We start from the raw sequence: 19,944 nt of genomic DNA on the forward strand, positions 1-19,944 counted from the left end.
ATGTTTTCGTGCACCGTTTGACGGGTTCGTGACCGGGGTATCGCAACAAGGATCTTGCTCGCGTTTGTTCAGGCAGCCCCGACGAATCCCATCCTCGACGAAGAGTTGGAACCTACGTCCGGGGCCTATACCGGATGGGATGGTGCTTGTGCATGTCGAAGACAGCAGTTCGTAGTAGCGCAGTAGGAGCAGTGGCCTTGTTGGCCGTTGTCCTGGGGGGTGGGACGGCGTCGGCAGGCGTTGACAACACCAGTTCGATCACCGACGTCAAAGGGAATCGGATAGAAGTCTTCCAGGCTGATACCGCTATCCATGTCTTTCCGCCTCTCGACAGCTCACCGCTGAGTGTCGAGTTCTTCCACGACGGGGTTGCCGGCGTGAAGATCGACGGGCCGGACGCGGCAAGCTTCACCGGAACGAAGCTGACGATCGGTTATCAGATCGGTTACCCGATCGCGTTAACCGGCGCGACGGTCGTTCTCAACAGTCCTGGTCTCGACTGGGCTGTCGAGAGTGGAACCAACCTCGGGATCGGCCTGGTTCCGGACTTCGAACTGGGACTGGACATATCGAACGGGTTCGTCATCGGTGGTGACATCATTCCGTCGCAGGAACTGGACGTCGATCTGGCGCCGGGCGGTATCACCGACGTCGCACTGCTCGAAGATCAGGAGTTCGACGGTCCCGAAGCCGCTGTCCGTCTGTCCGGAGTTCACGGTTATGTACAGGGAGCAATCGGTCCGGTGACCATCAGGCCGTACGCGAAGGCTGTCACGTCGAATGGCGATACCGTCGTCACTTACGGTGTACCGCAGAGGCTTTAGCGAAAGCGGATGCTCCCGCCGTCACGCTGCAACAGCGTGATGGTGGGAGTTTTCCGCGTTCCGTGTGGTCGAATCGGCGCCACGAATCGGCGAAGCGTCTGCCCAGTGGGCACTACGGGAAACACTGACGAGTTTCGCGACCAACCGTGCCGCGATCCACACGAGGTACACGGCGGTGATCAGAAGCAGAAGTGCCCAGTCGTGCGCGAAGAATCCGACTATCCCGCCGATCGTGAACGCGAGGGCGACGAAGACGACCCGTCCGCCCACGTCGGTCTCGACCAGATACTCGGGTTCGATCGGATCGTCGGGTTCACTCGATTCATCGACGTCCTCGGATGACTCGGCCCTGGACTTCTCGTGGTGTTCGGTGGGGATCTCGAGTAGCTCGCCCCATTCGAGCACCGCAACAGTGTGCGCGGTGTCGGTCGGGATCGCGCGGTAGTCGCGGGACTCGGACACGTCGATGAGAGCCCTTGCCAGAGTGAGTACTTCGATGCGATTGCGAATCGCGACGCTCAACACTTCATGGAAAGCCTGTTCGCGCCCGAACGGTTTGCCGCGCGCAATGACCAGAACATGCTCTGCGGAATCGAGAACTGCACGATGCGGTACAAGCTCGCGGCTTTGCGCAACGAGTTCGCTCACTGTCATCACCTACCCCGCCGGTGGTTGATGCGGCCGTTTGCTCGACTGCGCTTGGAGGGGCTGAGTACCCCGGCAGTTTCGGAAACAAACTCGCCGGACAGCGTGTCAGATTTGCGCAGCCGGGGCCGAGAGTGCTCCGAGGCAACTTTCGATCAGGTCGGCAACGATCACGTGAGCACGTTCGCGGCTGTCGACGCGGCCTTCCCACGTGGCAAAAGTGACGACGGTGAGCACGGTCAGAGTTCCCGCCCGAAGTTCGGCGATCTCTGCCGGTAACGAGGACGCAGCGACTATCCGCCGCTGAACTTCGCGGAAACTCTCGGCCTGCATGTGGTCACGGATAGTCGACGACATCGCCGGGTCGAAGATCGACTGCACCAGGAACCGCGCGTACAACGTGCCCTCGCGGTAGATGGTCTGTTCCGCCAACGGCAGGACGAGAGCCTCGACGAGGGCACGCATCGTCGGTGGATTCGCGTCGAGATCGATCGTGTCGAGCAACTCACGACGACGCTCACCGGCAGGTCGCATTCTGGACTCGACGACGGCCGCCAGCAAACCTTCACGTGACCCGAAGTGATACTGCGCAGCCGATTTGTTGGCCTGCCCGGCTTCGGTCTGAACATCACGAAGAGTCAGAGCGGCCAGACCTCGCTCGGCAACCAGACGCTCGGCTGCATCGATCATCGCCGCTCGGGCATCGGTTCGGGGCACGGTATGAAGTTAGGGGTGCGTCGGGGTCGCGTCAACGACCCCGACGGTAAGCCTTTTGTGACGTATCTCCTGGTTAGATTGCGTCAGAGCGGGTAACGACCACAAACGGCCCCTGCTCGGTCACGGTGAAACGAGGATCGTCGAACAGTTCCTTGGGGAACGTGACCGTGTAGCGGCGGACGTTCGGGTCGTTGGGGTAGACGTCCTCTGCCAACCGCAGCGTGTACCCGTCGGCGCCCTGGCGGAAGACGAAGGCGTCGGGGCTGCGCCACGGCGCCGAGTCCAGCGCAGTTACCAGTTCGTCAGGCGTCTTCAGCTCCGACCACTGCTCGATCAGCGCAGCGCGCGCACGGAAATCGGCGAGCGGGTTCGCGTAGTGCGACGTCAGTCCTTGAAAGCCGAAGTACGGGTAGAAGCTCAGGAAGCCGATGTCGGCAGTGAGGACCACCGTGTCATGGGGTTCGCGTCCCAACTGCTCGCGAATGATCCGGTCGATGTCGGCGTAATTGGCTTCGGCACCCGGGGGCCGCTTGTCGCCGCGCTCGCCGTTACCGTCGGTATCGCTGTATGCCACAGCGATATCCGGCGCCAGCACCTGCGGGATGTTCTGCGCGAAAGCGATGGCTCCGATGACACCGAGTGCAACCAGTACCGCTTTGACGCGAGGATTTTCGCTGGTGGCCAGCACGATCCAACCGGCGAACTCGAAGAAACCGAACACACCGGCGGCGGCAAGGAGTCCGATCAGGACCGGCTCCAGTCGGAAGCCGAGGAGCGTACTGCCGGCGACGGTGAACGTCATGGACAGCAGTGCCCACAGGTACACGGCAATGACACCGATACCGAGTGCTCGGGCGCGGCGGGAGAACAGGAACCGTGAAATCAGCCAGATCGTGCCGAGTAGGCACAGTCCACCGACGAGGGTGAAGCTCAGCATCGGGAAGGGCAGTACCGCACCGGAATCGGGGAGGTAGTGCATTGCGGTGCCGGACTCTGCGGTGGCACCGGAGAGTGCCTTCAGTAGGTAGGGCGTCCAGACGGTCAGAGCCACCAGGCCGGAGATCACCGCGATCACGGCGAGCCTGACGAGGGGGCCCAGTGCGGCTTTCCACGTGTTCTGGGCGCGTGCGGCAAGTACTGCGGCCACCACTGCCATCAGAGTCACTGCGAACGCGGCGAATCCGAGATAGAGCGTGTAGACCGTTGCGGCGAAACCGAGGAACAGGCCCGTCCCGAGTATTGCGCCGGCTCCGGCAAATCGAGATGCCCCCGGCCGGTCCAATGCACCCCACGCGAGGATCAGCACCGGCGGGATCAGGAGGTTGATGACGGCGCCGTACGCCTCGGGGGAGTTGTACGCCAACACGACGGCAGTGACTGCCAAGGCCGCGACGACGGCCCAATCGCGTCGAATCAGCTTGGTCCACAACACGAGTGCAACGACGGCGACGACAGCCAACGAGCCGATCGCGTAGGGCTTGAAGGCTTCCCAGCCGTCCATGCCCAGCAGGTTCGCGACGCGTCCACCGATCCAGAACCAGCCGGCCGGGTAGAACGGCGGCAGATCCACGTACGTCATGTCCTGCAGCGCAGCCGAATCCGTCAGACGGGTCAGGTACTCGGTGCGGAACTGCTGATCGACCGAGACGCCGTGCAGATACAGACTCGTCGCGGCCAGGGGAAGTCCGAGCGTCGTGGTGACGAAGCCGGAGAGCCCGGCCCACGAGAGGAGTTTTGCGACCCGCTCGGCCTTGCGGGCGCGGAACATCAGAACCGCAACACCGACCACTGCGATGCAGAGCACCTGCAGCACCGTCGTGACTGCCTGCGTGACATTGGAAGAGGTGAACGCCGGCCACTGCACTCGGCCGAAAGCAAAGAGCCCGACAGCGGCTACAACAGCGGCGACCAGCGCTCCGAGGGCCATTTCCACCACCGTCGCCGCGGCATTACGCCACGGCGACGGGGTCGAAAGGTCTGTACTCGGAGCAGTTGTTGTTTCTGGCACGGGAGGAGCTTAAACCGGCAACTTCCGGAAGATCGGGCGCGGCACGTGGCGAAGACCCATCATGACGAAGCGCCACGGGCCGGGAGTCCAGACGATTTCCTTGCCCTTGTCCGAGGCGGCAACAGCGAGCTTCGCGACGATGTCCTTGTTGACCGTCAGCGGAGCTTCCTTGACGTGGGCACTGAACTGCGTGCGCACCATGCCGGGGCGAACGACGGTGACCTGCGGTCCGAATTCCGCGAGAGCCTCGCCGAGTCCGAGGTAGAAACCGTCGAGGCCCGCCTTGGTGGATCCGTAGACGAAGTTGGCACGCTTGACGCGCTCGCCGGCAACCGACGACATCGCGATGATCTTGCCGAAGCCCTGAGCCTTCATCTTCTCGCCGAGAAGAACACCGACCGAGACGGAAGCGGTGTAGTTGACGTTTGCCACCAGAACGGCCTTGCGCTGGTTCTGCCACAGCTCTTCGGAGTCACCGTCCAGTGCGAAGGCGACGATGGCGACGTCGACGTCACCGTTCGAGAACGCCTGGTCGATCACCTTCGGGTGCGATTCGAAATCAACGGCGTCGAAGTCGATGAGTTCCACCGAGGTGGCGCCCTTGGCTTCGAGCTGCTTGACCGCAGCTTCGCGTCCCGGATCGCCAGGGAGTGCCGCCAGAACGACGCGGAGCGGCGCCTTCTTCAGGTATTCCTCACAGATGGCGAGGCCGATCTCGGAGGTTCCACCGAGAAGCAAAACGGTTTGCGGGTTACCTACAGCGTTGATCACAGTTCCAGCCTTCTGGACATATCGGAGGCGAAAACGCCTGTGGGGTCGTACTTGCGGCGCGTCGCGATCCACTCGTCGATGCGCGGGTACATGGCGTGGAAGGTTTCCGCGGACGTCCGCGAGTCCTTGGCCGTGTACAGGCGTCCGCCGAATTCGAGGACACGCTTGTCGAGTTCGGTGACGAACTCGTTCAGGCCCGGCTTGATGCGGAAGTCGACGCAGATGTTCCAGCCCGGGATCGGGAAGCTCAGCGGCGCCTGATTGCCTTCGCCGAAGAGCTTGAACACGTTGAGGAACGAGTAGTGCCCGCTGCGCTGGATGTCGACGATGATCTTCTTGAACTCGTCGACGGCCTCCGGCGGAACCACGAACTGGTACTGCAGGAATCCGTTGGATCCGTACGCGCGGTTCCACTCACCGAACATGTCGAGCGGGTGGTAGAACTGCGTCAGATTCTGGACCTTGCCGCGATACTTGCCGGACTTGCGGAACCAGACCTCACCGATCGCGGTGAAGTTGAACTTGTTGGCCAGCCCGTTCGGGAAGACGTCGGGGAACGTCAGCAACTGCGGTGCGTCGAAGGCGAGCGGGTTCTTCTGCAGCTTGGCCGGAAGCTGGTCGAGCTTCGCCAGAGATCCGCGCGAGACTGCCGCACGACCGAGCTTCGGGGGCGCGGAAATCGCGTCGAACCAGGCGCTCGAATACTCGTAGTTGGCCTCGCTGCCGTCGCTGTGCAGCGCGATGGTCTCGTCGAGGCTGTTGGTGACGTCGCCGTCGGCGATGAAGTACGCCGTCTCGGTCGGTGTCATCTTGATGGTTGCCCGCAAGATGATGCCCGTCAGGCCCATGCCGCCGATCGTGGCCCAGAACAGTGCGGCCTTCGGGTCGTTGCGCCCGCCCTTGGGGGTGAGCGTGCGAACCTTGCCGTCGGCCGTCAGCAGATCCAACGACACGACGTGGTTGCCGAAGCTGCCCGCGCTGTGGTGGTTCTTGCCGTGGATATCCGAGCCGATGGCGCCGCCGATCGTGACCTGACGAGTACCCGGCAGGACCGGAACCCACAGGCCGAACGGCAGAGCAGCCTTCATCAGCTGATCCAGATTCACGCCGGCGTCGACGTCCACCAGAGCGGTGTCGCGATCGATGCGGTGAATGCGGCTGAGTGCATTCATGTCGATGACCAGGCCGCCGGCGTTCTGCGCTGGGTCACCGTACGAGCGGCCGAGGCCGCGCGCGATGACGCCGCGTCGCAGATGCGAGGGCTTGGAATCGTTCTGTTCCGCAACCTGGGCGACCGCGTTGGCGATCACTTCCACGTCGGGGGTGGACAGCACCTGTGCAGTGGTGGCGGCGGTGCGTCCCCAACCGGTGAGGGTGCGGGCTTGGGTGTGGAGAGCCGGCTGCGGCGTCTCTTCTGCTGTCGTGGACATCAAGGTAGAGGTTACCTGGGAGTAGTGCCGACGGCTCCGACTCGAGTGGTTACTCTCGTCGTCGTGCCCGAAACACCTGCAAGTCACCAGCACGAACCCCACGTCCCGCTGCCCGTCGAGATTCCTGTCACGACGGACATCGCCGACGACGCGATGGACCTGAAAACGCAGATCGTCCGGTTCGTCGCGACGGGTGGGCTGTCGGCTGTCGTGGACTACGGGCTGTACGTGCTGCTCTTTGCGTTGGGGTTGCCGCGCGTCGCCGCAAAATCGCTGAGCTTCGTTGCGGGCACCACGACGGCGTACCTCATCAATCGTCGGTGGACGTTCAAGGCCGAGCCTTCTCGCGCCCGCTTCATCGCTGTAGTCGCGCTGTACGCGGTCACTTTTGCGGTTCAGGTCGGACTCAACGAACTGATGGTCCATGTCTTCGACGAGCATTGGTGGCGGACACCGCTGGCCTTCGTCATCGCGCAGGGCACCGCGACGGTCATCAACTTCATCGTTCAGCGGGCAGTGATCTTCAAGATCAAGTAACGGTTCGGGGTGGATTAGCGCATTCGTCCGGTTTCTCGAGAGAGAATCGAGCGCATGATCATCGTTCTCGATTCTTCGGCCCTGACCAGGGGCGCACGGTTCGACACTGCCATCGCCGACGCTCGCGCACTCGGACACCGCGTCGTCGTGCCGCGATTGGTCGTCCTCGAGGTTGCGAGTCGCTACCGCGAGGAATCGGCGGAGATGATCGCGGCCCTGAGCGTCCAGGCGCGCATGTACGACCGACTGGGATTGCGGCGCGACCTCACGAGGTTCGTCGACGCTGCTCACGACAAGGCCGACGGCTACGTCGACGACGTGATCGAAGACCTCGTGGCGATCGGCGTCGAAGTGGTCGATCCAGTCGACGTGTCGCATGTCGAGGTGGCCGAGAGGGCGATCTCGCTGCGTCGGCCCTATACCGACAAGAAGAAGCGAGACGGATATCCGGCGACGCTGAACTGGCTGACCGTGCTCGATCTCGCCGACCGCAACCCGGGCGTCGACGTCATCTGGGTGAGCTCCGACGCACGGGCATACGGCGACGGCGAAGACGGGGTCTGGCACGGCGATCTCGCGCGTGAGCTGGCGTCGCGCGGTCTGGAGTATCGGGTCCGCTGGGCGTCGGACATCCCGGTGATCGACGGACCGGTGCAGGTGGAGCAGGTGGCGGAGGTCGAGGAAGCCGCTGAGGTCGCGCCCGAGGCCCCGGTTGCTCAGGGCTTCGTGGAGCCGGAAGCGGTGGTTCCAGCCGAGGTTCCCGAACCCGCGGCACCTGCAGCAGCCCCCGCCCCCAAGCCTGTTCAGCGCGCAGCGCGGACGAGAGTTGCGCCGCAGCGCATCGAACCCGCCCCGAAAGCTCAGTCCGGTGGACTGCGCGGTCTGGGCAAGGTCATCGGCGGGCGGAAACGAAAGGTCACGATCGTCGACGATCTCGACGAAGTCGACCTCTTCGGTGCCTGATCGCTTCTAATCTGGACAGATGTCTCTGTTGCCGACAGTCAGTCGAAGGACCGGAACTCGATACGGCAGGCCGAGTATCGAATCGCAGGTCCTCTACAACGCGTGTCGATGGATGCTTCGGCCCGTGGTCGGGATCGCGCCGCTGACGCCTGGCGCCATGCGCCGCGCCGCAGTGCTGGACTCGGCCGCGGGTGTACGCATTCCGTCCGGGATCGATCGGGAAGCGATTCGCTTTCCAGGTTTCGACGGTGAACTCGTGCGGACGGCAGGCTCGACGGCTGATCTGCGCGACGGTGTTGTTCTCTACCTGCACGGCGGCGGGTTCATGTGCTGCGGGCTCAACACGCATCGGCCGGTCGTTGCAAGCATCGCCAAGCGAACCGGCCTTCCGGTCCTGCACATCGCATATCGACAGTTGCCGAGCACGAGCATCAGCGGGTCCGTCGACGACTGTCTCGATGCATACCGGTGGCTCCTCGAACAGGGAGCCTTGCCGGAAAAGGTTGTCTTCGTTGGCGATTCGGCCGGAGGCTTCCTGGTCTTCGCGACGGCACTTGCAGCTGTTTCCGCGGGGCTCGAGGTTCCGGCCGGTCTTGTCGGGCTCTCACCGCTCCTCGATCTCGATTGCACCACCAAATCGGTCCATGCCAACGCTCGACGCGACGTGATCGCCCCGGTGTCGGCATTGATGGCGATCGGAAAGCTTGGCGGACAGACGAACTCACCCGTCGACGGCGATCTGGCCGCTCTGCCGCCGTCGTTGCTGATCGCCGCCGAATCCGAGGTGCTCAGAGTCGATTCGGAGGTGATGGCGCAACGGCTCGCCGCCGCGGGGGTGCCGTGCTCGCTGCAGATCTGGAACGGCCAGGTTCACGCGTTTCCCGCCGTCTGGCCTGGCTTGCCGGAGAGCCGGGCTGCGCTACGTGACGTTGCCAGGTTCATTCGCGCCAGGCTGGATGCGGTCCCGCCCCAGGTCGCGGGCGAAAGTTGTTCGGGAAGTTGAACTTCCGGTCCGGTTAGGGATTCTCGTGTCCTGACGTTGTGGTAGGTGCCATCGCGCGGGCATAGATCGATTCGAGCTCGGTTACTGCTGAACGTCGATCGACGTTGTCGGGATCGAGGCGATGTTGGAGGTTGATCCCGAGAGTGCCGGCCAGAAGGGTGACGGCAACCAACTCCGGATTGGTGACCGGGGTGTCGATCGAACGCAGGTAGTCCGCGTACAGCGTTCGCATTGCGACGTACTGCTCTGCGTAGGTCTCGCGGATGGTGGACCCGGGAATCACGGCTTCGATCAAGATGGTCGAGAAAATTCGTGCCTCGGGGTATGACATCAGTACGAAGTTGGCTTCGATCAATGCTTCGATTCCAGTCGCCGAGGATGATGCCAACTCTGCGCGTAGCTTTTCCATGCCCCACCGGAATGCGTCCTCGACGACGGCTCGTAGAAGCCCGTCCTTCGATCCGAAGTGCCAGGCCACGGACCCTCTGCTGATACCGGATCTTTCTGCCACGGCTTGTACGGACATCGCGGTCGACCCGCCTTCGGCAGCCAGTTCGGCCGCGGCTTTCACCAGTCGCCGTCTGGTTTCCTCGGAAATCTCCTGCTTGCGTGTCGACGCCATTCGGTGTTCCTGCCTTCTTTCGTTCTCGAGTGCAGCCAATTCCGGCACGCGGTGACGTCGACGCGCCCGTCGGGGCCGAGACCTGCGCACCGCACTCATGCTACGAGGCCGGCCATCGGCCGGCCGTATTCCTCTCGCGACACCCTCTTGCCTATGTTGATCGTCCAGTTCTATGCTGAGCGTCCAATAACTTAACGGAATGGGCGGACATGGAATTCATCGATCTGACTAGAACTCTCGATCCGGCCGATCGGGAATTGCTCCCCGAGGGTTTGAAGGCACTGGCTTCCGTCGTTGCCCCCTCGGTGACCTACTCGCACCCCGCAGGTGCCGGACGCGACGAGTTCGCGGCAGCACTGCAGTGCGGAGTTCATGATCTTCCGGACGGTGAGGGGTGGGGATCGGAGATGTTGAGTGAGTTCAACAGCCATCTGGGCACACACGTCGACGCGCCGTTGCACTACGGATCAACCTCGGAGGGTAAGCCTTCTCGCACGATCACAGACATCGCGTTGGATGAATTGTTCTGCGAGACAGTGGTGCTCGACCTGCGCGGCCGGTGCGAGGCGAATCAGCCGATCTCGGTGGACGCGCTGAAAGCTGCCCTGGCGGAAAACGGTGCGTCCGTTCCCCAGGGTGGTGCCGTGTTGCTCCGTACCGGACAAGAGAGCTTCACCTTGGCTGATCCAGGGTTCTTTCAGTATCCAGGGATGAGTCGCGAAGGCACGCTGTTTCTCGCCGAGCAAGGCGCGAAGGTGCTGGGCACCGACGCTGCCGGCTGGGACTTGAGCTTTGCAGTCATGGCGCAGAAATTTCGTGACACCGGGGACAACTCGGTTCTCTGGGACGGGCACCGGGCCGGACGCGAACGTGAAGTATTCATCGTTCAGCAACTGGCGAACCTCGCCGCGCTTCCGCCCTCGGGATTTCACGTGGCGTTTTTCCCGATCAAGCTTGCGCGAGCCAGCGCTGCCCCGGCTCGTGTGGTCGCGTTCGTCTGAGCAAAATTCCTGCCTCACCTAACGAACAATTCAGTGAAAGGTATTGACTCACAGTGAAACTTGCGACCGTCGAATACGAAAAGACTCAGCAGACGGCTCTGGTGACGGGCAGCGGCGAGCAACTGTTGTTACTCGAGCGAGCTCATCATGATGTGACGGGAAAACCGGCTCCAGAACTGGAAACCATGCAAACCATCATCGAAGGTGGTCCGGCGGCACGGGAGACCCTGGATCGGCTCGCAGACGAGCCGCCGGCAAGTGCAATCGTCGACGCAGGTGATGTGCGCTGGATGTCGCCGCTTCCTCAGCCGGTCCAGATCCGAGACTTCGGCTGCTTCATGGATCACTTCCGCAACGCTCGCGCCCGAATTCAAGGGGTCGCACTCGAGGACGTCGAACTGCCGAAGATCCAGTTGGAGCGCCCGCTGTATTACATAGCGAACCGATTGGCGGTGACCGGACACAAATCTGACGTCGTGTGGCCCGAGTACTCGAGCCTGCGCGATTACGAACTCGAATTCGCCTGTGTGCTGGGGCGCGGTGGAACCGACATCTCACGCGCGGATGCCCCTGCGCATATCTTCGGTTACACCATCTTCAACGATTTCAGCGCCCGCGATACTCAGCTCGAGGAGATCTCCACCGGACTCGGTCTCAGTAAGAGCAAGGACTTTTCGAACGCGAATGTCCTCGGGCCCTGGATCGTGACGGCCGACGAAGTCGGTGACCCCTACCAACTCGAGATGACCGCGAGAATCAACGGAGACGAGGTGAGCCGAGGAACCAGCGCCGACATGGACCATCGTTTCGAGGACGTGATTTCGTTCGCTTCGACTTCCACGCGGCTGTACCCGGGTGAAGTCTTCTGTTCCGGCACCGTGCCGAGTGGATGCGGCTTGGAGCACGGGCGGTTCCTGGAACCGGGAGACGTAGTCGAACTCGAGGTCACCGGCCTCGGTGTATTGAGGAATCGAGTGGTGGCGTGAGCGGCGAAGTCATGGTTCTCGGTGTCGGCGCGACTCTCTTCGGGCGGCACGCGGATACCGCGGCCTCGGAATTGGCGGGGCGTGCGGCGATCGATGCCGTCGAAGACGCGGGCCTGACCCGCGGTGACGTCGGTGCGGTCTTCTACGCGACAGTCAGCCAGAAGGCGATCGACCGGCAGCACATGATCCCAGGCCAGATTGCCTTGAGGCCATACGGTTTCGGGGGAGTCCCGGTCGTCAATGTCGAAAATGCCTGCGCCGGCGGCGCGACTGCACTCTGGCTGGCGATCGCCCACGTTCGCGCCGGTCTGTCCGAGGTCGCGTTGGCGGTCGGGGTGGACAAGCTGGTGTGCTCGGATCCGGCTCGAAGTCTGGAGGTGTTCGACGGTGCACTCGACGTTGCGCATCGCGACGAGACGCTCGCGGGCCTTGCTTCGCTGTCCGCTCCGCTGCCGGATGCACTCGGATCGCAGGGTGAGCGGTCGGTGTTCATGGAGATCTACGCTTCTCTTGCCCGGGCGCACATGGAGAGATTCGGAACCACCGAGTTCGAGCTCGCGTCCGTAGCAGCCAAAAATCATGCGCATTCCGTGCACAATCCGCGGTCGCACTTTCGCAAACCCTTCAGCGTCGAAGAGGTGCTTGCCGCAAGGCGAGTCGCGTGGCCTCTGACAGTTCCGATGTGCTCGCCCGTCAGTGACGGTGCAGCGGCGGTCATTGTGACCAGTGCGGACTTTGCTCGAAGGCACGATTCCTCTCGGCGGGCGGCGCAGGTACTCGGTTGCAGCTTGGTGTCAGGCACGGATCGGACCGCAGATGACGTGGAGAGTCACATCGGTCGCCGTGCAGCAATGAGCGCATACGAGGAAGCCGGAGTCGGGCCAGGCGATGTGGATGTGGCAGAGGTCCACGACGCCACGGCCTTCGGTGAAGTGCAGCAGGTCGAGAATCTGGGGTTCTGCCCGATCGGTGAGGGCGGCGCGTGGTCGGCGTCCGGTGCGAGTTCGTTGGGAGGCGTGCGTCCGGTCAATCCGTCAGGCGGGCTCGAGTCCCGTGGTCATCCGGTCTCGGCAACGGGACTGGCGCAGGTCTTCGAACTTGTCACGCAGTTGCGTGGACAAGCAGGGCGGCGACAAGTTCCGGGTGCTCGAATCGCGGTCGCAGAGAACGGCGGAGGTCTCTACGGCATCGAGGAAGCCGTCGCCGCGGTCACGATCTTGGGAGGGCCACGATGAACGCGGACATCATGAACGATGAACCGATGGCGCCAGGCTTGCACGTGCAAGCGGGATATGCGGATCTGATTCTGTCGGCGCTGCGACGCCGACCAGACCACATCGCGTTTCGATTCACGGATCGGAACGGTGATCGGGCCGAGCTGACATATCGGCAGACTGCGGAACAGATCGAGCGGATTGCAGGTGTCCTCAGTAGCTTCGCTCTGCCGGACGGAGCCGGGGTCGCCCTGCTTGCGGAGCCGTGTCCTGAAGCATTCACGGTCATGGCCGCGGCGTGTCTGGCGGGCGTGCGCTACACGGCACTCCATCCGCTCGCGACCGAAGAGAACGACAGGATGGTGCTGAAAGACAGTGGTACCGATCTCCTGTTGGTTGCCGACGGACAGTTCCAGGTACGCGCCGAAGCGGCACAGACTCGAGTGATGTCACTGTCAGCCCTCGAATCAGCGTGTGAATTGGGTACGGCGGGAATAGGTTCAGGCTTAGGCGGTCAGGGTCGAGCTTTGTATCTCTTCTACACCGGTGGAACCACCGGTGAGCCGAAAGGCGTCATGCTCAGGGACCGATCCTTGGTCGCCAATGCCTGGGCCTGCACCACGTGGGAGTGGCCGGCTGAAACCACCATGCTGCTCACTACGCCGATGTCTCATGCTGCCGGTCTGCTCGTCGCACCCGGTCTGCTGCGAGGTGCAAGCTTCGAGTTGCACAGGTCGTTCGACCCGGACAGAGTTGTCGACGCCATCGAAAATGGCGGAGTCACAGCTACATTCGTGGTTCCCACGATGCTCTATGCCTTACTCGACCATCCACGCCTGTCGGATGCGAATCTGTCTGGGCTGAACTGGATGCTTTACGGTGCTGCACCCATCGACCCCACCAGGCTCGAGCAGGCAGGGGCGGTGTTCGGGCCGATCCTGAGCCAGCATTACGGTCAGGCCGAAGCCCCGAATGCGTTGACGGTACTCGATACACGTGAGCACACGGACGATCCCGCAGTTTTGGGGAGTTGTGGGCGCGCGATGCCAGGTGTCGAAGTGGTGTTGCTTGACGAGCAGGGAAACGAGACGGCGACGGGCGTACCCGGCGAGCTTTGTGTGCGAGGTCCGCTCGTGATGGACGGCTATTGGAACAAACCTGAACAAACCGCTGCAGCGCTCGCGAATGGGTGGTTGCACACCGGCGACGTTGCTCGAATCGACGAAAGTGGGCTCATCTCGATCGTCGACCGCATCAAAGACACGATCATCAGTGGTGGATTCAACGTCTACCCGCGCGAAGTCGAGGACTCACTCGGACATCATCCCGCGGTGGCAGCATGTGCGGTATTCGGTGTCCCCGATTCTCAATGGGGAGAAGCTGTTACCGCCGCAGTCGTACTGAAGACGGGATGGTCGGTCACACCCGATCAACTCATCGCGCACGTGAGATCGCACAAGGGTCCGATCTGGGCGCCCAAGGAGATTTCGATTCTGGAAGCGCTGCCGCTCACTGCTTTGGGGAAGATCGACAAGAAGGCACTCCGTGGCGCGTCACCGACCTAGTGACGCGACAACTGCCCGTGCGAGGGCGTCGGCAGATCCAGGGGCGAATGGCAGAAAGAGTTCTGGCTCGATCAATTCCACTTCCATGAGCAGTGGTTGATCCACCGGGCCCACGACGTCCACACGTGCATAAAGCAATTCGCCGGGGCCGCATGGGGTCGCGGCCAGTGCTGCGTCGGCCACCGCGAGTTCGGCGGCGGACGGTTGGTGGAGGTGGTTGGTTCCGCCGTGAAATTCCTGCACGCGGAAGTCGTGGGCGGCCGGGATCTTCTGGACAGCGTGCGAGTAGCGTCCGCCGATGTGGATGATCGAGCGCTCACCGTCGACGACGTCCGAGACGAATGGCTGGACCAACGCGTCGTTACCGCCGTCGAGGATCGAGCTGAGGTGAGCGTGGGCCTGCGCGGACCCCGAGGCAAACTTTCCCACTCCGACAGCGCCGGCGGACACTGCCGGCTTGACGATGACGTCGGCACCCTCGAACGAAGGGAGGGTGAGTGTTTCGCTCTGTCCGGCAGCGATCACAGCGGTGGGGACGATAGGTACGCCGGCCGCGGCAAGTTCGGTGAGGTATCCCTTGTATGCGTTCCACTTCACGATCGAGAGTGGATTGGCGATCGGAGCGGTCAGCTGATCGAGAACGGCGAGAAATTCGTCGAGGCGCTGGGTGTAGTCCCAGGTCGACCGGATCAGAACCAGGTCGGCGTCGATATCGAGGAGGGACGGGCTCGACCACGGCGCCATCGTCGACGCGATGCCGTAGGAGGTGAGAGCTTCCATGACGAGTTTGCTTTCGACATCCGCCTCGCGGGCGGCGCCGTCACAGGTGAGCAGGAGAACCGTGGTCATGCCACGATGCTTTCACGGCTGGCGCCCTGTACGACTAGCGAGGTGGCCCCTCGTCGAGGACCAGCGAACCGGTCCCGGGTTGCCCGGTTGCGTCCACCCACGTCACCGCGACGGTGTCGCCGGGGCGGCGCGAGCTCATCGCCGCGTTGAGATCAGCGGACGACGCGATCCGGCTGCCACCGAACTCGGTGATGACCGCACCTTTGGTCAGCCCCACCCGCTCGGCCGGCGAATCGAAGCTCACGGCAACAACTTCGGCGCCGGCCGGCATGTCCGCGTGATCCTTCACCGCGACACCGAGTACGGGTGTCGGTCCCACACGCACGGTCTCGGAGGAGCGGCCACCGAGTACCTGCTCGACGATCGGTAGTGCGGTGTCGATCGGTATCGCGTAGGACTGAGGCGCCGGTGAGGTTTCGGTGCGGTCGGTGACGGCGTTGCCCGCGCTGCTGACGCCGATCAGCTCGCCAACGGCGTTGACCAGGGGGCCACCGGAATCGCCAGGCCGGATGTCCGCGTCGACCTCGATGAGGCCCTTCAACTGGTTTCGCGATCCGTCGGACACGTTGCGGGTGTTGACGGTGACACCGAGGTTGGTGATGACGCCGGGAGCAGGGACGGGTACTCCGCCGCCTTCCGCATTTCCGATTGCGGTGACGGAGTCCCCGCGAGCGGCTTCTGCTGATTTGCCGACCACAGCCACCGGCAGATCGTCAGCGCCCGCGAGTCGAAGGACGGCAAGATCGCTGACGCTATCGTACCCGAGGATCTCGGCGTCGTAGATCAGCCCGTTGGACATGCTGACGGCAGTGACGTCCGAAGCTCCGCTGATGACGTGGTGATTCGTGAGCACCACTCCGTCAGGGGAGAGCACGATCCCGGTCCCAGCAGTGGTGGTGAATCCGGCCGGCGCCGTGATGGTGACGATGGTGGGGACCACCCGGGCCGAGAGCTCCTCCGGCGTGAGTGGAACAACCGGCGCGGGTGGGGTGGTCGTGATGACGGTGACCGGTGCGGACTCGATCGTTCCCGGAGTCAGGGGCGGTGCGACCAGCGCGAGACCACCGAGGCCGGCTGCGAGAACGACGGCCGTCCACAGGCCGCGTCTGCTCGCACGTTTGGTCATCCAGCCGTCCGTCCCGCCGGTGTCATGCCATCGAGTCGTGAAAGGTGAAGATTACCGATTCGGCGAATCTTCGGCCACAAAACCGGGCAACATGCCGTCCGCGCGGAGCGTTGCCAGGGACGGCGCGGCAGCGTCCTTTGCGGAGAGCTCGTAGGTCAGAGGGTTGCCCTTACGGTCTGTTCTCGGCCATTCGATCGCGAGTTCCGGATCGAAGGGATCGAGGTCGCGGTCCAGGTGGGGCGAGTATTCGATGCTGCACAGGTACATCACTGTCGATCCGTCTTCGAGTGAAAGGATCGCGTGGCCGAGGCCTTCCTCCAGGAACACCGCTCGTCGATCGACGTCGTCGATCACCACCGCATCCCACTCGCCGAAGGTCGGTGATCCGACGCGCAGGTCTACGACAACGTCGAGGAAGGCACCTTTCACGCAGGTGATGTACTTCGCCTGTCCGGGCGGATTGTCGGTGAAGTGGATCCCGCGGAGGCTACCGGCTTCGGAAACCGAGCAGTTGGCCTGCGCGAGGTCGAGAGTGCGGCCGGTCGCGGCGGTGAAGGCGGAGCTTTTGAACCATTCGAGAAAGACACCGCGGTTGTCGCCGAACTGCTTCGGTGTAATTTCCCAAGCTCCGGCGATCTTCAGTGGACGGATTTCCACGTCACCATTCCTTGCCGTGCTCGAGCAGCTCGAGTAGGTAGTTGCCGTACCCGGATTTTCCCAATGCTTCTGCCTGAGTGCGTAATTGGTCGGAGCTGATGAATCCTTGACGCCACGCAACCTCTTCAGGGGAACCGATCTTGAGGCCTTGGCGGTGTTCGATGGTCCGCACGTAGTTCGCTGCCTCGAGCAGGGAATCGGGTGTGCCGGTGTCGAGCCACGCGGTTCCGCGGGGGAGGACATCGACAGAAAGTTTGCCAGCTTCGAGATAGTGCTGATTGATGTCGCTGATTTCGTATTCGCCACGCGCAGAGGGCTTCAGAGTGCGTGCGATGTCCACGACGTCGCTGTCGTAGAAATAGAGGCCGGGGACTGCGTAATTGGATTTCGGCGACGTCGGCTTTTCCTCGATGGACACGGCGCGACCCGAGTCGTCGAATTCGACGACGCCGTAGGCGGTCGGATTCGAGACCCAGTAAGCGAATACGGCTCCGCCGTCGATGTCGGAGAAACGCCTGAGTTGGGTTCCGAGGCCGGGGCCGTAGAAGATGTTGTCGCCGAGGACGAGCGCCACGGAGTCGGATCCGATGTGCTCTGCGCCGAGGGTGAATGCCGTTGCGAGGCCGTTCGGTTCGTGTTGCACTGCATAGGTGAGGTTGACGCCGAATTGTGAGCCGTCGCCGAGAACCCGGCGGAATTGTTCGGCGTCGTGTGGGGTCGTGATGATCAAGATGTCGCGAATGTCGGCGAGCATGAGAGTGGAGAGCGGGTAGTAGATCATCGGCTTGTCGTAGACAGGCAAGAGTTGCTTGCTCACTCCGAGGGTGATCGGGTGCAACCGCGACCCGGTGCCACCGGCCAGAATGATTCCGCGCATGCGTGCAGTGTCCTGCACTCCTGCCTGCCGACGCAAACGGACATGACACGCCCGGCCGCTAAAGTGGGGTTCGTCCGATGAGCCTGAGGAGATGACGTGCGACTACTGGTCACCGGGGGTGCCGGCTTCATCGGTGCCAATTTCGTTCATCAGACGGTGGCGACGCGTCCCGACGTGGAAGTCACGGTTCTCGACGCTCTGACCTACGCCGGAAATCGCCAGTCCCTGGCGTCCGTCGAGGACCGGATCACGTTTGTCCACGGCGACGTGGCCGACGAGCCGCTGGTCGACGATCTTGTCTCGCGCTCCGACGCAGTCGTGCACTTCGCGGCCGAAAGCCACAACGACAATTCCCTCGCCGACCCCGAACCGTTTTTGCGCACCAACGTCATGGGAACCTTCTCGCTCCTGCAGGCTGTGCGTTCGCACGGGGTCCGTTATCACCACATTTCGACCGACGAGGTGTACGGCGACCTCGAACTGGATGATCCGGCGAAGTTCACGGAGACGACACCGTACAACCCGTCGAGCCCGTACTCCGCGTCCAAGGCATCGAGTGATCTGTTCGTGCGCGCCTGGGTGCGCTCGTTCGGGATCGCGGCGACCATCTCGAACTGCTCCAACAATTACGGCCCGTACCAGCATGTGGAGAAGTTCATCCCACGCCAGATCACCAATCTGCTCGACGGAGTGCGTCCACGGTTGTACGGGGAAGGCCGCAACGTCCGCGACTGGATTCACGTCGAGGACCACAACCGCGCCGTCTGGGACATTCTGGACCGCGGAAAGTCCGGCGAGACTTATCTGATCGGCGCCGACGGTGAAACCGACAACCGGACGGTGATTGCGGCTCTGCTCGAAATTTTCGGACGCAAGCCGGACGATTTCGACTTCGTCACCGACCGCCCTGGTCACGATCTGCGGTATGCGATCGATTCGACGCGACTGCAGCAGGAGCTCGGGTGGAAGCCGCAGTACCGCGATTTTCGAAGCGGACTGGAAGCCACCGTCGAGTGGTATCGCGACAACGAGCAGTGGTGGCGTCCGCAGAAGGCCGGCGTCGAGACGCAGTATTCCGCGTCCGAGAAAGTGGTCTGACCGAACGTCAGGCTTTGGTGGGGTCCGGCACCCGCGAGCGCTCGTGCACGAGTGCATTGCGCAGGCCTCGTGATCCCGACAGTGCAGCCACGACGCCGGCAAAGACCTCACAGAGGGTGAACAGCAGCCTCGACGCCAGTGCGAGGCCGAGCGCGACGCCGGCATCCATGAACGGTGAAAGCGCTGCGACGATGACGGCTTCGCGGACACCGATTCCGGACGGGACGACAAAGACGAGGACCCCCGCGCACATACCGAGGGCGAGAGCGCCGATGCACTGGACGAGCCCACGGATTTCGAAGCCGGCCGAACTGGACGCGAGCAGCCACAACTGGATGCCGTAGAGCACCCAGCTTGCTGCGCACCAGCCCAACGCGAGCGCAATCTTGTGCATCGTGAGCGGCTTGTGCAGCGGCGTGCGGCGGAGCAGTTTCAGCGCGAGGTTCACCAGGCGTGTGAGCACCGGCGGGTAGGCGCAGACCAATGCGATCGGTACGAGGATGATCACGCCGACCGCTGCCGCCGTGCTGACCTCGAACAGGGCAGGTAGACCGAAGAGGCCGACGACCAGCGCCGAAGTTGTGCTCAACCCCACCGTGACCAGCACTGCGACAAAGCCTGCGGCACGGGACACACCGGCGCGCCTCACGAGTTCCGTTTGCAGAACGAAGGCCCAGACACTGCCTGGAAGGTACTTGCCGAGTTGGCCGACCAGATAAGCGCGAGCGGCGTCGAAGGCCGGGATCGGTTGTTCGAGGGCGCCGAGTGCGTGCTGCCAGGCCCGCACTGCGGCACCCATACCGAGGAAGATGAACACCGACGAGGCGGCAAGCGTCCACCAGTTCAGTTCGGTGATCGTGTTCTTGACCTCGGACCATTGGGACTTCACCGCGAAGATGATCGCGACGACGATCGCGAGGGTGACGAGGACCTTGAATGCGTTGACGAGAAGGCCGCGTAGAGCGTTCGGCTGTGCGGCCGGTTCGACGTCTTCGACCGGTTGTTCAGATTCGGGAGAGGTACTCACGCGCCTGCATCCCGCCCGTTCGTC

General features: G+C 62.9%; 20 protein-coding genes. 9 read left to right on the forward strand and 11 right to left on the reverse strand.

Annotation, left to right across the window (positions count from 1 at the left end; all coding sequences use genetic code 11):
* Window positions 1–152: 152 nt before the first annotated feature.
* Complete coding sequence (locus AOT96_RS11735) at window positions 153–824, forward strand: MspA family porin (protein WP_003943954.1); 672 nt, start codon at window positions 153–155, stop codon at window positions 822–824.
* Between the two features lie 21 nt (window positions 825–845).
* Here the strand turns inward: AOT96_RS11735 and AOT96_RS11740 are convergent, their stop codons facing one another.
* From AOT96_RS11740 to AOT96_RS11760, 5 genes are all read right to left on the reverse strand, one after another.
* Window positions 846–1,478 (reverse strand): hypothetical protein, encoded by a 633-nt coding sequence (locus AOT96_RS11740; RefSeq protein WP_202022615.1) that lies wholly within the window; start codon window positions 1,476–1,478, stop codon window positions 846–848.
* 99 nt (window positions 1,479–1,577) lie between these two features.
* Window positions 1,578–2,186, reverse strand: a complete 609-nt coding sequence (locus tag AOT96_RS11745) for a TetR/AcrR family transcriptional regulator (RefSeq protein ID WP_003943927.1) — start codon at window positions 2,184–2,186, stop codon at window positions 1,578–1,580.
* 73 nt (window positions 2,187–2,259) lie between these two features.
* Window positions 2,260–4,113, reverse strand: coding sequence for a galactan 5-O-arabinofuranosyltransferase (locus tag AOT96_RS11750; protein WP_065352830.1), 1,854 nt, complete (start codon window positions 4,111–4,113; stop codon window positions 2,260–2,262).
* Window positions 4,114–4,203: 90 nt separating this feature from the next.
* Window positions 4,204–4,965: a decaprenylphospho-beta-D-erythro-pentofuranosid-2-ulose 2-reductase gene (locus tag AOT96_RS11755; RefSeq protein ID WP_007731800.1), complete on the reverse strand. Its 762-nt coding sequence runs from the start codon at window positions 4,963–4,965 to the stop codon at window positions 4,204–4,206.
* Window positions 4,962–6,395: an FAD-binding oxidoreductase gene (locus AOT96_RS11760; protein WP_003943934.1), complete on the reverse strand. Its 1,434-nt coding sequence runs from the start codon at window positions 6,393–6,395 to the stop codon at window positions 4,962–4,964. The genes AOT96_RS11755 and AOT96_RS11760 overlap by 4 nt, the downstream gene beginning before the upstream one ends.
* Before the next feature lie 63 nt (window positions 6,396–6,458).
* Here AOT96_RS11760 and AOT96_RS11765 point away from each other — a divergent pair, with 63 nt between their 5' ends.
* Genes AOT96_RS11765 through AOT96_RS11775 form a run of 3 tightly spaced genes read left to right on the forward strand, consistent with a single transcriptional unit; the run spans window position 6,459 to window position 8,898 of the window.
* Window positions 6,459–6,932 (forward strand): GtrA family protein, encoded by a 474-nt coding sequence (locus tag AOT96_RS11765; protein ID WP_269465953.1) that lies wholly within the window; start codon window positions 6,459–6,461, stop codon window positions 6,930–6,932.
* Between the two features lie 54 nt (window positions 6,933–6,986).
* The gene (locus AOT96_RS11770; protein ID WP_007731798.1) at window positions 6,987–7,895 is read left to right on the forward strand and encodes a PIN domain-containing protein; all 909 of its coding nucleotides are present in this window, start codon (window positions 6,987–6,989) and stop codon (window positions 7,893–7,895) included.
* Window positions 7,896–7,914: 19 nt separating this feature from the next.
* Window positions 7,915–8,898, forward strand: coding sequence for an alpha/beta hydrolase (locus AOT96_RS11775; protein ID WP_030535811.1), 984 nt, complete (start codon window positions 7,915–7,917; stop codon window positions 8,896–8,898).
* Window positions 8,899–8,911: 13 nt separating this feature from the next.
* On the opposite strand, the gene AOT96_RS11780 is transcribed toward AOT96_RS11775, so the two are convergent.
* Window positions 8,912–9,520, reverse strand: a complete 609-nt coding sequence (locus AOT96_RS11780) for a TetR/AcrR family transcriptional regulator (protein WP_158170230.1) — start codon at window positions 9,518–9,520, stop codon at window positions 8,912–8,914.
* 209 nt (window positions 9,521–9,729) lie between these two features.
* On the opposite strand from AOT96_RS11780, the gene AOT96_RS11785 reads away from it, so the two are divergent.
* The 4 genes from AOT96_RS11785 to AOT96_RS11800 are packed head-to-tail and all read left to right on the forward strand — an operon-like array spanning window position 9,730 to window position 14,286.
* On the forward strand, window positions 9,730–10,521 hold the full coding sequence (locus AOT96_RS11785) for a cyclase family protein (RefSeq protein ID WP_065351774.1): 792 nt from the start codon (window positions 9,730–9,732) through the stop codon (window positions 10,519–10,521).
* Window positions 10,522–10,574: 53 nt separating this feature from the next.
* Window positions 10,575–11,507 (forward strand): fumarylacetoacetate hydrolase family protein, encoded by a 933-nt coding sequence (locus AOT96_RS11790; RefSeq protein WP_030535808.1) that lies wholly within the window; start codon window positions 10,575–10,577, stop codon window positions 11,505–11,507.
* On the forward strand, window positions 11,504–12,742 hold the full coding sequence (locus tag AOT96_RS11795; RefSeq protein ID WP_065351775.1) for a thiolase family protein: 1,239 nt from the start codon (window positions 11,504–11,506) through the stop codon (window positions 12,740–12,742). The genes AOT96_RS11790 and AOT96_RS11795 overlap by 4 nt, the downstream gene beginning before the upstream one ends.
* Entirely contained in the window at window positions 12,739–14,286 is a 1,548-nt protein-coding gene (locus AOT96_RS11800; protein WP_083197617.1) for an AMP-binding protein, read from the forward strand. The genes AOT96_RS11795 and AOT96_RS11800 overlap by 4 nt, the downstream gene beginning before the upstream one ends.
* Here AOT96_RS11800 and AOT96_RS11805 read toward each other — a convergent pair.
* The 4 genes from AOT96_RS11805 to rfbA are packed head-to-tail and all read right to left on the reverse strand — an operon-like array spanning window position 14,275 to window position 17,795.
* Window positions 14,275–15,135, reverse strand: a complete 861-nt coding sequence (locus AOT96_RS11805; RefSeq protein WP_064113905.1) for an ATP-grasp domain-containing protein — start codon at window positions 15,133–15,135, stop codon at window positions 14,275–14,277. The two genes, AOT96_RS11800 and AOT96_RS11805, sit on opposite strands and share 12 nt — an antisense overlap.
* Before the next feature lie 34 nt (window positions 15,136–15,169).
* Window positions 15,170–16,261: a S1C family serine protease gene (locus AOT96_RS11810; RefSeq protein ID WP_003943984.1), complete on the reverse strand. Its 1,092-nt coding sequence runs from the start codon at window positions 16,259–16,261 to the stop codon at window positions 15,170–15,172.
* Between the two features lie 51 nt (window positions 16,262–16,312).
* On the reverse strand, window positions 16,313–16,918 hold the full coding sequence (locus tag AOT96_RS11815) for a dTDP-4-dehydrorhamnose 3,5-epimerase family protein (protein ID WP_042921219.1): 606 nt from the start codon (window positions 16,916–16,918) through the stop codon (window positions 16,313–16,315).
* A 1-nt stretch (window position 16,919) separates the two neighbouring features.
* Complete coding sequence (gene rfbA, locus AOT96_RS11820) at window positions 16,920–17,795, reverse strand: glucose-1-phosphate thymidylyltransferase RfbA (RefSeq protein ID WP_003943968.1); 876 nt, start codon at window positions 17,793–17,795, stop codon at window positions 16,920–16,922.
* Window positions 17,796–17,891: 96 nt separating this feature from the next.
* Here rfbA and rfbB point away from each other — a divergent pair, with 96 nt between their 5' ends.
* Window positions 17,892–18,893, forward strand: a complete 1,002-nt coding sequence (rfbB, locus tag AOT96_RS11825) for a dTDP-glucose 4,6-dehydratase (RefSeq protein WP_042921217.1) — start codon at window positions 17,892–17,894, stop codon at window positions 18,891–18,893.
* A gap of 7 nt (window positions 18,894–18,900) precedes the next feature.
* Here rfbB and AOT96_RS11830 read toward each other — a convergent pair whose 3' ends face one another.
* Entirely contained in the window at window positions 18,901–19,920 is a 1,020-nt protein-coding gene (locus AOT96_RS11830; RefSeq protein WP_065351776.1) for a lysylphosphatidylglycerol synthase transmembrane domain-containing protein, read from the reverse strand.
* Window positions 19,921–19,944: the final 24 nt, after the last annotated feature.

Source organism: Rhodococcus sp. 008 (genome assembly GCF_001682295.1).
In the GTDB taxonomy this organism is placed as follows: Bacteria; Actinomycetota; Actinomycetes; order Mycobacteriales; family Mycobacteriaceae; genus Rhodococcus_F; species Rhodococcus_F qingshengii.